The following is a 12,709-nucleotide window of genomic DNA, read 5'->3' as shown; positions in this document are numbered from 1 at the left end:
GGGCCGCACCGTCCCGCAGAAGCTCGCTCCAGGATCCTTCCCTATGACCCGAATCGACCTTGAGACCGTGCGTCGACACGGGACGATTCTGTTGCTGGTCGTCTTTGTACGCCCCGACGGGTCCTACATCGGTGGCCCGAAGTACGCCATCCTGGCGCCTTACACGGTCGCCGGCTACCTCAGGGAGATGAAGCGGAACGCGCGCAGCTTCTCTGTCCCACTGCGAGATCTACCCACCGACCTCTCCGAGGTGGAGAGCATCGTCCGCATCGCACACCGGACAAAAGCTCAGAGCTACTTCCCCGGATCCGGTAGAGGCATCCTCGAGCGCAGCACGGAGATCACCATCAGCAGTGCGCGAGATCTCGACTTCACTGAGCCCGTCGTCATCTCCGCACGAACGGGCGACTTCGTGGTGGAAGTGAAGACCCCCGACGGCCTCGTAGTGCCCCTCGCCGTTGAGATCCAGATCTTTCCCGCTTCCTACGCCGAGACTGCCTTCGCGGCGACCGTGCGGTGCGGCCCCAGCGCATACACGAGCGCGACCACGCGCCAGGTCGGACCGGACAAGTTCGAGTTAAAGCTGTCGGACGGTCTCACGCTGACGCACACCTTCGAGGACGGTCGCCTGCAGTACTGCTCGGCATCTCTGCACCTGGTCCCGAATCTGGTCGAGCGAATTCGTGACATCGATTTTTTCCTGGCGATGGCAGATGGGTTGCCCCTCTACCTCGACGACAAGGAGCTGATATCCGAGAACATCTCGAAGGGCGATCAAGAGGACCTCGAGGCCGTCCGCGCTCGCCTCGCGAGGCTCGTACGGCTCTTGGAGTTCCTCCACGTTGACTGCCGTTTGATCGATGTGGATGCCATCGACGATTACCGACGGAGGCAGCTCGGCTACCTCGACGGCGCGCTTTTCGAGGGCCACCGGGTCAAGGCCAAAGAAACAGAAGCCACCACCGCTCTCGTGTCATCAGAGATCGGACAGTGGCGGCTCTATATGCTGCTCCTTCCTCACCCTGACGGAGGCGGCGGCGTCGCCGTCGATCCGTTCAACCCCGCCAACCGAGACCGTTTCCATCTGTACAGAACGGACGAGAGCGGTAACGCCGTCGAAGCCAACGCGACCGTGTACGACATGCTCGATCGCGAGGAATTCCCCCTGGTCCTGAACCTGAACCTGCAATCGATCGTCGACGCTTACGAGCTGATCGCCGCCGAGCCGTCGACCAATTGGCTGGCCAACCGGACAATGCTCCGCCTGATCCACGCGGCCGACGGCTGCGAGCCACGGCGAGATGAATTCCTTGAGGCGGCAGAGGCGCTCAACGAGTGGATCGCATCACGCGAAGAACCGTCCGTCAGGACCACACTGAACCGGTACCAGATCAAGGCCCGCCGGCCCGGCGGGCTCACAGAAGACGACCGCACAGCAATCAGAGCCGTCCGCCGGACACTTCTCCGCAGCGACACAGAAGACGCGATTATGGGAGAGGCAGGATGCGCAATCCTGCTCGGCGAGACCGAAGAACTCTCCGACTGCCTCGCGAGACTCCCCCAGGAAACTCAAGACGAGCTCCGCGGGTACCCCATATGGTCCCTCCGCGAGCGAACACTTACATCTGAGCACGCATAGCTCGGCTCACATAGACACCCATCAGCAAGACCGATTGCAGACCACCTATGTGAGACACCAGGGCGCAGGCTGAGGCGATTGCAGAGCGGCTTCCGCGGCGCTCCCCTCACCGATCCCATTCGGACAGCTATCGCACCAGGGTTTCGCATCACGGCGACCGCCGAAGTACGGGACCTTGTCTGAGACTTTACGAGTGGTGCAAAACCGATCGGTTTCGCACGCTCGGGAGGCCCGTCGACCAGGTGCCGTGTGAACCGTGACGCTTTGTGGCGCGGTTAGGCGGCGACAAGTGTCGCGCGGTCACTCCGCGGGGAGGGCTCGCGATCGTCGGTAGAACGTGGCACGGGACATACCGAGGTCTCGGACGACCTGCGCGGCGGGTGTGCCCGCGGCCACGAGTCGCAGCGCACTCTTGATCTGTCTGTCCGTGATGCGCTGGGGCCGCCCGCCCAGGGCATGGCCGGCGGCCCCTTCGCCGCATCCCTAATCTCGAGCCGTATTCGTATACTTCAACGATGGAGCGCTGCACCGAAAGTACAGACGCATGAAGCGGGTATGGAAATGGGCGGCACTCGCGACCGCGTTCGTACTGGTTGGGGCCGCGGTGGGCTGGGCCGGCGCAACCGTGTTACGCCCATCGACTGACGGGTCGTCGAACGCGACCTTCACCCTGGTGTCCGTGGAGGAGGGCGTCGTCGAATCGGGCGTCAATCTAAACACCATCGCGCAGTGGAACCTCACCGTGACCGGAGCAAACCGGTCACAGGGCGTCGTCACCAGCGTCGCTACCTCGCCCGGCAATGAAGTGGGTCAAGGCGACATCTTATATTCGGTCGACGCGCGTCCCGTCGTCATCGCGCAGGGCGAAACTCCTTCCTACCGCGACCTGATGGCTGGGCTTGAAGGGGAGGACGTCAAACAACTGCAGACCATGCTCGCTGCACGAGGCTTCTACTCGGCCGCGGTGGACGGGGAGTTTGAAGCTTTGACCACCGCGGCGGTTCGAGAGTGGCAAAAGTCGCTCGGGCAGCAGGCAAGTGGAGTCGTACAAACCGGTGACATCATCTACGTTCCCGCCCTGCCTAGTCGGGTATCCCTCGATCAAACCGTGGTGACACGCGGTGCCTCACTCGTCGGCGGCGAGAACGTCTTGAGCAGCCTCGGCGGAACCCCCCAGTTCACTCTCCCACTCGCGGATAGTCAGGCAGGGCTTACGCCGGCGGGCACGCGAGTCGAGATTTCCGCACCCACCGGAGCGATCTGGAGCGCGCAGGTGGTTTCACAAAGCCGTGATGCAGAAAAGCAGATCACCGTCGCCACACTAGGCGCTGAAGGCGAGTCATCTATTTGCGGAAATGAGTGCGGCTCGGTGCCAGTTGGGGTTGCGACGACCCTCCCGGCACGCGTTGTCATTGTTCCTCGCACTGAAGGTCTCACAGTGCCGACAGCCGCGGTCGTGACAGCCGCAGACGGCGAAACAATGCTGGTGGCCGAGGACGGCGTACGAGTTCCCATCAGCGTCGTCAGGTCGTCTGGGGGCATGTCAATCATCGAGGGCGTGGATGCTGGCTTCCAGGCGCGCGTGCCGGCGGAAGCGCCCCAGTCGTGATGCCCCTTTCCGGCGTACTTTCTGCGACATCTGTACAGTTTCGTTACTCTAAGAACTCCGTTCCAGTAGTGGAGGACTTGTCCGTAGATTTTCACCCCGGCTCTATGACCGCTATAACTGGTCCTTCAGGTCGCGGCAAATCAACTGTTCTCTACCTGCTTGGTCTCATGCTGAGACCGACTTCCGGGCACATTTCCGTCGACGGCGAACGAGCATCGCATCTCCCGGATGCCCGACGAGCACGGTTCCGTGCCAATCAATTCGGCTTCGTGTTCCAAGATGCTGCTCTCGATCCCACGCGGTCGGTGGAGGACAACATCATTGAGTCAGCTATATATAGGAACGATCTTCTGGCTGACGCCCGCAAACGCGCATCGGAGCTGATGGAGCGTTTTGAGGTGAATGTGCCCCTCGCACGGAAACCGGCTCAGGTGTCCGGCGGGCAGGCGCAGCGTATCGCTCTGTGTCGAGCTCTGGTCGGGAGTCCGAGATTCATCCTCGCTGATGAGCCCACCGGCAACTTGGATCCATCGACCGCCAAGATCGTTATAGAAGCGCTTGCCTCGGAGGCCCGCCGCGGCGCAACCGTCATCGTGGTTACGCACTCATCAGATGTTTCCATGGCTTGCGACAGGCAGGTGAACCTGTGAGGCGGGCACGGTTGCTTATGAGAGAAGCCGCCTTGACATCGCGTTCGCATCCCATTCCGTCCTTGCTGACAATTCTGGTCGTTGCGACGATGATGGTTGCCGTACTCCTCACAGCTGGTCGCTCTGTGGGGGCGGAGCAGGCAGTTCTCCGATCCATCGATAGTGCAGGTGCTCGGACCATCGTCATCAGAGCCGAACTCGAAGCGGGAGTCACAGCCCAGGCGATCCGTCGTATCGCGAATCTTCGAGATGCCGCCTGGGTAGGCGGATTTGGTGCCGCCGAGGACGTCCGCAACGCTCGACTATCTGAGGGTAAGCAGGTCCCAGTGCGACTTGCATACGGAGATGCCGCTCTCCTGGCAGGAGAAAACGTCGGCGCGCACGACATCTACGGTTCCGCACAGTCCATTCGATTGCTAGGGCTGGCTGATGGTGTAGGAGGAGTCCGTTCCGTGGCAGGGCGGGAATACGACGTGCGGGGGGAAATCGAGGTCCCGGACTTTCTGCAACCCCAGGGTCCCTTCCTGCTTCATCCTGTGACCGACGAAACCGGCTCAGAGGAGATCACGCTAATCGTGATCGTTGCCAAACAGGCCGGGTCTGTCGACGTCGTGTCCACCGCAGCACAGTCAATGCTCGGCACGACCGATCCGACGCGTGTGCAGATCGAGAAAAGCGGCCCGCTTGTAGATTTGCGCAGCCTCATCTCGGACCAGCTCAGTTCCTTCTCCCGAGGAATTGTCCTCGTCCTGTTGGGCATCTCGGGAACCATCGTTTCAGCCCTCTTGTACGGGCTCGTAGCCATGCGCCGAAAAGACTACGGACGGCGCCGCGCGCTCGGTGCCACAAAGTCCTTCATCATCGTGATGTTGGTCGCGCAAACCACTGCCTTGGCCGCCCTCGGAGTCGCCCTCGGCGCCGTGACCGGTTACACCATCCTGACGCTTCAGGCGGACCCTCTCCCGGGACCTGATTTCTGTCTGGCCGTATCAACGCTCGCACTCTTCACAGCCACGCTGTCAGCCCTCGTGCCGGCAGTCGTTGCAAGTGGCAAAGAACCGATTCGAGAATTGCGGGTGCCCTAACCGGACCGAGCGTCAAGGCACGACGCGTCGCTTCGCCTGCACTTCAGGTGAGCCCAGCTCGGCCGAGCAAGCCCTCAGTGGTCAACCGACGCAGGTCACGTACGCGCTGCTGAACCCGCTGTACGCACCCCAGTTGCTACCAGATTGGTACTTGGCGTAGTAGGTGTTCGTCCCGAGCCGTGCGGGGTAATACGGGTCAACGCCACTGCTGTTTCCTGCGGAGAACCAAACGTATGCGTTGGTGGTCGTGTAAGCATTCGCGACCGCAGCAGGCGTCCGCGTGTTGTTGCACGAGTAGGGCACGCCTCCGAAGGAAGCGGCCGATGCCGGCAGCGGGGCGACGAGCGCAAGGGTCGCGGCCGCGGCGAGGGAGGCCAACGCAAGACGCTTAGTTTGCATGTTCTGTTCTCCTAGTTCCCTGTGCATACGTTGATGGTGAGCTGAACGTAGCATAGGAGAGTGCTTGAAGTGCAGACACCTCAGCCGAAGACGTACGCGCCAGCGGGGTAGCTCCCGCGTCGTCAGTTCGCCGAGCCGAGAAGCGCTTAGAAGCCGTCAATGTTCAGGAACATGAGCGGGGGCGGGCACTGCGTGAGCAGTTCGCTGTACTCGCTTGACTCAATGTTCCCATTCATCAGGTATGCGTTCACGGCCTGATACCAGCCCGACTCCGTTCCGAAGGTGTCGAGGAAAACGGCCTCAGACGGCGGCTGGTCACTAGGCAACCCCATCGCGGTGATGCAATTGTGGTTCTCCACTTCCAGCCGGTATAGCTCCCGCTTTTGTGTTTCAGTCCAAGCTGACGGGTTTTGCGTCTTCGCATATCCGCTCTCCTCAGCACACTTCGACGAAGCGGCTTGATACGCGCTGATCTGCTCCTGCGGGATGTCCGACACACCCGGCGGAGATGTGAGGGATCGCTCTACCTGCCAGCCTTCCTGTTGCAGGCAGTCGACGTACCGTTGCTCGGCAGGGTACGGAGGGATGTCGGCAGCATCGGACGAGCTTGGCTGCGGCGCATCAGCCGACGAACTACAAGCGCTGATCACGGTAGTCATCAACAAGAGCGTGGTCGCAACGATCCGTCTGCGTGGTTCGTTCAGTGCCATGGCCTCAACCTACAACTACCCGGGATGGCCGATGAAGACACTCAGGCCACCCTGCGTGTTCTTCGCGTTGCGTCAACTAGGTTCCCGCGCTATCGCGTCTCTAGACGCTTTAGCTGCTCTTCACATTCGTCTCTCTGGGAGTTGGGTCGTACAACATGACCCCTGGCGCGGTGCGCTCAGTGCGCGGCGGGTGTGCTCCCGGGGGGGGTCTTGGCTGGCGTGCCCCATCCTTGCCACAACGTCTCGAGACGGCTCAACCCCCACCCCGAGCAGATCGCGGTATGCATGAGCGCCGACGTCGACCAGGCGCGCCCCGCACAGGAAGCGTCACCACCCGCACTACCCCGAGCCGCGGCGGGCGCGGTGGCAGGGCGGCCGGCGGTCGCACCCGCGACCGCGACGACCGCTCCCCGCTGAGACCACCAGGCTTACAACCACGGCTCCTTGCTGGAACTTCGCTACCTGGTCAGCAGGCCTCGCGGGTGTGCGAAACCGATCGGTTTCGCACCAACCATTCGCCACCCATCGGGACGTAGGTCTCGAACACTCGCCCGCAGCACACCGCCAACTGATCAAAATCAAGGGGAGCATTCAGACATGCGTGATTGCCGAGCGCAACGCCCGATACGTTGGTCACGGGGGCCCGATGGTGGGTCGCAAACAACGCCTTTGGGGGGCAAATGCGCTGGTCCATTCGATCCATATCTGTCGCAGCAGTAGCCGTCGCGGTCTTGGCGGGAGCATCTGCCGCGACCGCCGCGACGTCGGAGGAGGCAAACGCCGCGACACCGAGTCCTGCACCGGCCGCACCAACCCATGTCGAACTGGATTTTGCACACCCGGTGAGCCTGGAATCAGCGGTCACTGTCCAGGAGGGAGCGGATTTGCCCATCCTCGGATATCACTTTGAGAGTGATTCCATCACCGGCGACTTCTGGAACGACTCAGAGTTGAGCGTCGCTGAGTTCCTGAGTGACGTCGCTGATCAGACAGGCACGGCCCCCGAGGTCGTTGCTGCGTACGTCGATGGAGCGGAGTACGAGAACCAAGCTGCTCGGTCTCGGTCGGCTGACGCCGTCGTTCTCGGAGCGGATTTGCCGCTGTTTGATGCACCGGACGCTGTGGTCCCTGATGAGGGGGTTCTGCCGAGCGCGCGAAAGGCTGGTGATGCAGCTACGGAGAACTTCGCGGCGCAAGCCGCCGCGGCCTCTCCGAGCACGTGGCAGCCGACTAGTGCTGAGGTCCAGATCCGCTCCATGGGCTCAAAGCTTGCGATTGTGAGCAAGTACAGCTGGTTCGGCTCAAACCCGTTCGCCGCGCCGTACGTCATGGCCGACAAGTGGGGCATGGAGTTTCAGATCGACTTCTACACCACCAACCGGGGCGTGTACGGCGATGAGAACCTGCCCAACTACGGGTCGCGCCCCTACTGCGGTGTGTTCGGCGATGCATACAAGAATTGGGCCGCTGCTTCCAATAAGCCGTTTGACTGGTTCGGTTGGGTGGTGGCTGGGCAGAACACCGTAGTCGCTCCGGGGAGTATCGGGCTTTACGGTGACTACAACGACTTGAGCGACCCCTGCACAGTGTCATCGATCGCCGTTGGCGCGGCCAATCCATGGCAGATCCCCAGCACGGCTGGCTCCACCCAGGAACTCATGATCACGATGTATCCCGACAAAGGTCTGGATGCTTCGAGCAAGATCGGTGCCCTAGTGCAACCGGTCAGCCGTGACTGGTGTGAATGGCACAGCTACATGCCGCTGACGGACTGCATGGGTGTCACCGCTGGCGCGTACCCCGGCCCGGGACCCTCGTCCAGCCGTCCGGTGCTGGGAGACTGGCGCAACAAGAGGGCGCCAGAACTCTGCTGGGTATCTGAGAACTACGGCAACGACGCCCCAATCTTCTGGGACTGCAACAGCGGGAGTTGAACGACATGGTAATCAAGCTGATCCAGCCGAAGATTCTAGCCCTCGGCTGGATCAGCTTGCTGCTCGGGCTGGTCATTCCCTCCATCGTTTCCGTCAGCGCGATGAGGCTGTTCTGGAATCTGCCGTGCACGGAGGGAGTTCGATGGACGGCCGCTCCGCTCCTAGTAGGTTGTGAGCCGATGAGTCGATCGCAGCTCGCGCTGGGGTGGATCGCAACGGTTGCTTCGATGCTGGCCTTGGCGTGCGCCGCCGGTGTGGCCGTGTACGCCTGCGTTATCTTTGTCCGCTCTCGCGACAAGCGGCGCACCGCTCCGTACGTTAGTTTTTCGACCGCTGCGTCCGTCGTCGCAGCTGTCATTACTCTGGTCCTCGTGAGCGACCCCGATGCCGCGTTTAATGCCACGGGGGCCTGGATAGTTTTGTCCTCCTTCGCCGGCCTCACCGCGGCGGTAGTAGCGGCGATTGCATCGTTGGCCGTGAGATTGGCCGTCGTCCGGAGCGGTCATCGCTAGCCGAGTCGGGGGGGCGAACCGATCGGTCTTACACCCACGGGCACGGGTGCAACTGGTTAACTCTCGCTATGACAACTCCTTGGGGCAATCCGCTCAAAACCTTCAAGAACAGAGACGACTTCTACGCCGCTTACCCGGAGCTGGCGGCGGGCTGGGACGTGGCTAAGGCTCCGGGGTCTGCTCCTCTCGGACTCGACGCGCTCAACCGCGACGGCTGGCTGGTCACCGTCTGTGCCCCCGGCGACAAGGTCACGGCCTACCCGATGGACGGCGTGACCGGCGTGGCGACGGCGTATGACCACAAGACCGGCGACATTCACGTCCTTACCGAGAACATCACCATCGCCGAAGCGGAGCAACGCTTCAGGTTGTAGGACCGGCATTCGGGTCGCGCAGCTCCTCCGGAGCGTCCCCGTAAGGTCAGGAGTGCCCGGTCGGTGCAGCCCCCGCGTCCCCCACGCGCCCGCGCCGGCCGGGCTCCCTCGACTTTCAACGATCGAACGCATACTCGTTACTGGCGGCATGCGTGACGACGGCCCCCGCTGGCATCCCCAGCTCCTCGCGCGCGAGACGTCGCCGGCTCACTGGGTAATGCTGGACGCTCGCGACAAGGTGGCCGGGACAATCGAGCTGCGCCGCACGGGCGACGGGCCGCGCTATCGGGTCGAGGTTGCCGACGGTGGGCTGCTCGGCTGGGCGACGTCGCTCAAAACGGCTACGGAGCGGCTGCACCGCGTCATCATTTCGGAGGGTGTGGCCCGGTGGCGGGATCCACGGTTCGTGACTGTCGACGAGGCGTGAGGGGCCGCGCGTGGTCCAAGTGTGGTCGCCCATGTCGCTACTGCAGCGCTCCCCCAGCCGGGGTGTGGTTCATCTTCGACAAGAGCAAGCGGATAGCGATCCCCATACGGACAGCCCCACACGGAACCTAAGCATTGGGAGAATGCTCGGGTGATGCTCCTAGGCCACACGATCGCGACAGACTCCCATGTAGCCGTGGCCTGGGCGAAGCTGCCGGACGACCTGACACTGCAGGAGTTCTCCGATCTCGTCGACGCGCTCGTGATCGTCGTCGACGCCGCCAGCGGTGAGCGACTAAACGTTCCGGCCGCAGCATGGCGGCTCGATATGCCGCTGAGGAAGGTTCAGTACGGAAGCGACTTCCTACTCATTGTCAGCACAGGCGCGGCAGCGGTGGACGTCCTACTCTCTCTCGCGAAGGTGCTCGACACCATCGCGGCGGCCGGCATCAAGAACGAAGAGCGCCTGGCGAAGAAGGCTGAACGTATGCGCGCCCGTCAGGAACGCGTCTCGAATGATCAGCAGGTTGGCCAGGCACGGCTCGCGGCCGCCGCCATTGTCACGCGCGACAGCGCGACCGACGACGAAAAGGATGCCGCTTACTACAAAGTTGCGAGAGGCTGAAGAAGCACTGCTTGATCGTCTCGTACCAAGGGCAGTGAGACGGATTGCAGAAGAAGAATTGGGGGCGCAAGCGGACGCCGTGGCTCAGCGACGACTACTTACCGCTCTGATGCTGCTCGGCGAGTACGGGGTGCAGCTCCGGGGCGTGAGGAACGGATCGGTGACAGCTGATCGTTAGTGCCGGGAGGCGCTGGCGGGGAGGATGTCATCATGCCCGGTCCCTATCCCAGAGAGTTCCGCGAGGACGTTGTCGCGGTCGCTCGTCGCCGTGAGAGCGGCGTCACCATCAAGCAGATCGCCACCGATTTCGGGATCAGCGAGGCGACGTTGCAGAACTGGCTCCGCCAAGCCGATATCGAGGAAGGCAACCGTCCCGGCCAGACCGCCGCGGACGCGGCGGAAGCGCGCGAGTTGAAGAAGCGGATCCGGTTGCTCGAGCAGGAGAACGAGGTCCTCAGGCGTGCGGCGGCGTATCTGTCGCAGGCGAACCTGAAACTGGGTGGCTCCCCAAAATGACGTACCCGCTCGTATCGGAGCTCGCCGACGCGGGGATCCCCGTGACGGTGTCGTGCCGGGTCCTCAAGCTCGCTCGCCAGCCCTACTACCGGTGGCGCAACGACCCGGTCCGCGACTCGGATGTTCTCCGTGCGTACCGCATCAACGCCCTGCATGATGCTCACACTGAAGACCCGACGTTCGGCTACCGGTACCTGGCCGACGAAGCACGCCGGGCCGGGTGGCGGATGAGCCGGCGCACGGCGTGGAAGCTGTGCTCGCAGGCCGGGATCCTCTCGTCCGCGCAACGCCGGCGACGCGGGAAGAGCAAGAAGGCCGGCCCGCCCGTGTTCGACGACCACGTGAAACGGGTATTCCGCGCCGACGCCCCGAACCGGGTCTGGCTCACGGACATCACGGAGCATTGGACGAGCGAAGGCAAGCTCTACTGCTGCGCGATCAAAGACGTATTCTCCAACCGGATCGTCGGATACTCGATCTCCGATCGGATGACCGCGAAGCTCGCCGTCGACGCCGTCCGAAACGCCGTCGCCCGCCGCAGCGAGGTCGCCGGGTGCATCCTGCATGCCGATAGGGGCAGCCAATTTCGCAGCAGGGCAATGGCCCGTGAGCTACGCCGTCACGACATGGTCGGATCCATGGGCCGCGTCGGCGCCGCCGGAGACAACGCGGCCATGGAGAGCTTCTGGTCGCTGCTGCAAACGAACGTGCTCAACCAGCAGCGGTGGACGACGCGGCAGGAACTACGCCTCGCGATCGTCGTCTGGATCGAGCGGAAGTATCACCGGCAGCGAGCCCAGGACACCCTCGGCGGGTTGACGCCCATCGAGTTCGAAGCCAAGCTAACCGAGCCGCTCACCCTCGCGGCCTAAACCACACCTGTCACCAGTTCGTTCCTCACGCCCCCGTGTCGAAAAGGAGCGAATCCGCGGGACAGCCTGTGCGGTCAGATCTTCATCTCGAGGGCAGCAGCAGCGGTCCGCGCTATGAAGATTCCTCCGAGCTCCGCGTTCTTACCGATTCGACCCTTGTTCTTCATGTCCCCGAAGATCCACTTGGCTTCGTCCGTGAGTTCAGCATCGTTGGGAGCTTGCAACGCACGCCCCCGATCGGCGGGCGTAAGAGGGCGATTCGGGAGCTGCACCTGGGGTCGCTCATACACGACCTTCTTCTCGACGCCCTCGTCAATGACGATGATGCAGACAGTGCACTCGGTGGAGTAATCCACGCCTCGATCGCGTCCGGTAGCCATACTCCGACCTAACCACCTTCCTCTCCCATTCTGAACATCATGGGACAAGGACGTTCCCACGACTTCTCTGACGACACTCCTGGTGCCGACCCGGCACAGCCCACCCCAGGGCGCGCTCTGCACCATGAAGTGGTACTACTCATGGACATCCACTGTGGTTCACAATCGATCTCAGACTGATGAGTTAAACTATTCGCAGAGCGCGGACGCTCGTTAGCGAACCTTGGGGGGAACCAATGAGCGTGACCGAATTGCTATCACGAGGTGATGTCGTCAACGTGGTGCTTACCGAAGAGGCATTTCCTTTCGCTCGCGACGAGGAGGAGAGCGCCCGCCTAGGCACCGGCCGTAACTCGCTGCAGGGTCGAGTGATCTTCGCCGATCAGGTTGGGCTGCATATGTACAGCCATGGTGGTCGCTGCATGCCTCTTTTTGCAGACGACAGCAGCCAGATCGAAGATGACGATCTCGACGAAAGCCGCGGCACGTTCTTCCCCTGGACCTCGGTGGTATCAGTGAAAAGAGTGGCGGATTCGGAGCGGTACGCGGTGGCCTGGCAGAGCCACGAACGCGATCAGCAGGCGTTTTACAACGCGAACGGATCGTGGGCGGAGTCCAGCCATGAGTTCTACCAGTGGCGAAACTCCATCTCTCCGACGGCATATGACGCCGCATACAACGGCCCACCGCGTGATTGACCATTGAGCACTTCGAGGGCGAGAACGACGGGACTGCTGCACCCCTTCACCGACGTGGACGGCCGCAAGGTGTGGGTGCTGATCAATCGAACCATTCGCGACTTCGTCGCTGCTGACCCTCGGCTGGGATGAAGCGACGCGAGCGTCATCCGTGCAACATGGACGAGTCATGCGCGCTGGAGAAGGCTCCGGCCGATCCGCCTGGGGTAGTGCATGGATGCTATACACGCGATACAATCGTTGAGCGACGGGCCGGCTACCGGAACGTTGCACGCCTAGG

At 62.4% G+C, this 12,709-nt stretch carries 13 protein-coding genes and 1 pseudogene; 11 read left to right on the top strand and 3 right to left on the bottom strand.

The annotated features are described in order from the left end of the window. Positions 1 to 43: 43 nt before the first annotated feature. Positions 44 to 1,639, top strand: coding sequence for a hypothetical protein (locus ACU6WY_RS03995; RefSeq protein WP_483821169.1), 1,596 nt, complete (start codon positions 44 to 46; stop codon positions 1,637 to 1,639). A 300-nt stretch (positions 1,640 to 1,939) separates the two neighbouring features. Here the strand turns inward: ACU6WY_RS03995 and ACU6WY_RS03990 are convergent. Further along, positions 1,940 to 2,104: pseudogene (locus tag ACU6WY_RS03990) on the bottom strand (helix-turn-helix domain-containing protein); the annotation flags it as partial. Positions 2,105 to 2,183: 79 nt separating this feature from the next. Here ACU6WY_RS03990 and ACU6WY_RS03985 point away from each other — a divergent pair. The 3 genes from ACU6WY_RS03985 to ACU6WY_RS03975 all read left to right on the top strand — a co-directional run bounded on the left by ACU6WY_RS03985 (position 2,184) and on the right by ACU6WY_RS03975 (position 4,983). After that, complete coding sequence (locus tag ACU6WY_RS03985; protein ID WP_483821168.1) at positions 2,184 to 3,248, top strand: peptidoglycan-binding domain-containing protein; 1,065 nt, start codon at positions 2,184 to 2,186, stop codon at positions 3,246 to 3,248. Between the two features lie 104 nt (positions 3,249 to 3,352). Next, positions 3,353 to 3,898, top strand: coding sequence for an ABC transporter ATP-binding protein (locus ACU6WY_RS03980; protein WP_483821167.1), 546 nt, complete (start codon positions 3,353 to 3,355; stop codon positions 3,896 to 3,898). 32 nt (positions 3,899 to 3,930) lie between these two features. Next, the gene (locus tag ACU6WY_RS03975; protein WP_483821166.1) at positions 3,931 to 4,983 is read left to right on the top strand and encodes an ABC transporter permease; all 1,053 of its coding nucleotides are present in this window, start codon (positions 3,931 to 3,933) and stop codon (positions 4,981 to 4,983) included. Positions 4,984 to 5,528: 545 nt separating this feature from the next. Here ACU6WY_RS03975 and ACU6WY_RS03970 read toward each other — a convergent pair. Further along, complete coding sequence (locus ACU6WY_RS03970; protein WP_483821165.1) at positions 5,529 to 6,092, bottom strand: hypothetical protein; 564 nt, start codon at positions 6,090 to 6,092, stop codon at positions 5,529 to 5,531. Positions 6,093 to 6,934: 842 nt separating this feature from the next. Between ACU6WY_RS03970 and ACU6WY_RS03965 the strand changes: the two genes are divergently transcribed. The 6 genes from ACU6WY_RS03965 to ACU6WY_RS03940 all read left to right on the top strand — a co-directional run bounded on the left by ACU6WY_RS03965 (position 6,935) and on the right by ACU6WY_RS03940 (position 11,351). Beyond that, positions 6,935 to 8,026, top strand: a complete 1,092-nt coding sequence (locus ACU6WY_RS03965; protein ID WP_483821164.1) for a hypothetical protein — start codon at positions 6,935 to 6,937, stop codon at positions 8,024 to 8,026. A gap of 5 nt (positions 8,027 to 8,031) precedes the next feature. Beyond that, positions 8,032 to 8,538: a hypothetical protein gene (locus ACU6WY_RS03960; RefSeq protein WP_483821163.1), complete on the top strand. Its 507-nt coding sequence runs from the start codon at positions 8,032 to 8,034 to the stop codon at positions 8,536 to 8,538. Between the two features lie 68 nt (positions 8,539 to 8,606). Continuing rightward, positions 8,607 to 8,912 (top strand): hypothetical protein, encoded by a 306-nt coding sequence (locus tag ACU6WY_RS03955; RefSeq protein ID WP_483821162.1) that lies wholly within the window; start codon positions 8,607 to 8,609, stop codon positions 8,910 to 8,912. Positions 8,913 to 9,060: 148 nt separating this feature from the next. Beyond that, positions 9,061 to 9,339: a hypothetical protein gene (locus tag ACU6WY_RS03950; protein WP_483821161.1), complete on the top strand. Its 279-nt coding sequence runs from the start codon at positions 9,061 to 9,063 to the stop codon at positions 9,337 to 9,339. A gap of 195 nt (positions 9,340 to 9,534) precedes the next feature. Continuing rightward, positions 9,535 to 9,963 (top strand): hypothetical protein, encoded by a 429-nt coding sequence (locus ACU6WY_RS03945; RefSeq protein ID WP_483821160.1) that lies wholly within the window; start codon positions 9,535 to 9,537, stop codon positions 9,961 to 9,963. A gap of 210 nt (positions 9,964 to 10,173) precedes the next feature. Next, positions 10,174 to 11,351, top strand: a protein-coding gene (locus tag ACU6WY_RS03940) for an IS3 family transposase (protein WP_483820421.1) whose coding sequence is annotated in 2 segments (ribosomal slippage) — positions 10,174 to 10,440 and positions 10,443 to 11,351 — 1,176 coding nt in all. Because the reading frame shifts where the segments join, the coding sequence is not laid out codon by codon here. Between the two features lie 74 nt (positions 11,352 to 11,425). Here ACU6WY_RS03940 and ACU6WY_RS03935 read toward each other — a convergent pair. Continuing rightward, a complete protein-coding gene (locus ACU6WY_RS03935) occupies positions 11,426 to 11,707 on the bottom strand; it encodes a hypothetical protein (RefSeq protein WP_483821159.1) in 282 nt (93 codons plus the stop codon). Between the two features lie 260 nt (positions 11,708 to 11,967). Between ACU6WY_RS03935 and ACU6WY_RS03930 the strand changes: the two genes are divergently transcribed. Continuing rightward, positions 11,968 to 12,429, top strand: coding sequence for a hypothetical protein (locus tag ACU6WY_RS03930; protein WP_483821158.1), 462 nt, complete (start codon positions 11,968 to 11,970; stop codon positions 12,427 to 12,429). The last annotated feature ends 280 nt before the right edge of the window (positions 12,430 to 12,709 follow it).

The organism is Microbacterium sp. ZW3a, from assembly GCF_057167165.1.
Note: the sequence above shows the minus strand (reverse complement) of the source record. Positions and strands in the feature narration are given on the sequence as shown.

Bases quoted from the DNA above. Each gene is read 5' to 3' on its own strand.
- ACU6WY_RS03995 (WP_483821169.1), top strand. From the start codon at position 44: ATGACCCGAATCGACCTTGAGACCGTGCGTCGACACGGGACGATTCTG.
- ACU6WY_RS03985 (WP_483821168.1), top strand. From the start codon at position 2,184: ATGAAGCGGGTATGGAAATGGGCGGCACTCGCGACCGCGTTCGTACTG.
- ACU6WY_RS03980 (WP_483821167.1), top strand. From the start codon at position 3,353: ATGACCGCTATAACTGGTCCTTCAGGTCGCGGCAAATCAACTGTTCTC.
- ACU6WY_RS03970 (WP_483821165.1), bottom strand. From the start codon at position 6,092: ATGGCACTGAACGAACCACGCAGACGGATCGTTGCGACCACGCTCTTG.
- ACU6WY_RS03960 (WP_483821163.1), top strand. From the start codon at position 8,032: ATGGTAATCAAGCTGATCCAGCCGAAGATTCTAGCCCTCGGCTGGATC.
- ACU6WY_RS03955 (WP_483821162.1), top strand. From the start codon at position 8,607: ATGACAACTCCTTGGGGCAATCCGCTCAAAACCTTCAAGAACAGAGAC.
- ACU6WY_RS03950 (WP_483821161.1), top strand. From the start codon at position 9,061: ATGCGTGACGACGGCCCCCGCTGGCATCCCCAGCTCCTCGCGCGCGAG.
- ACU6WY_RS03930 (WP_483821158.1), top strand. From the start codon at position 11,968: ATGAGCGTGACCGAATTGCTATCACGAGGTGATGTCGTCAACGTGGTG.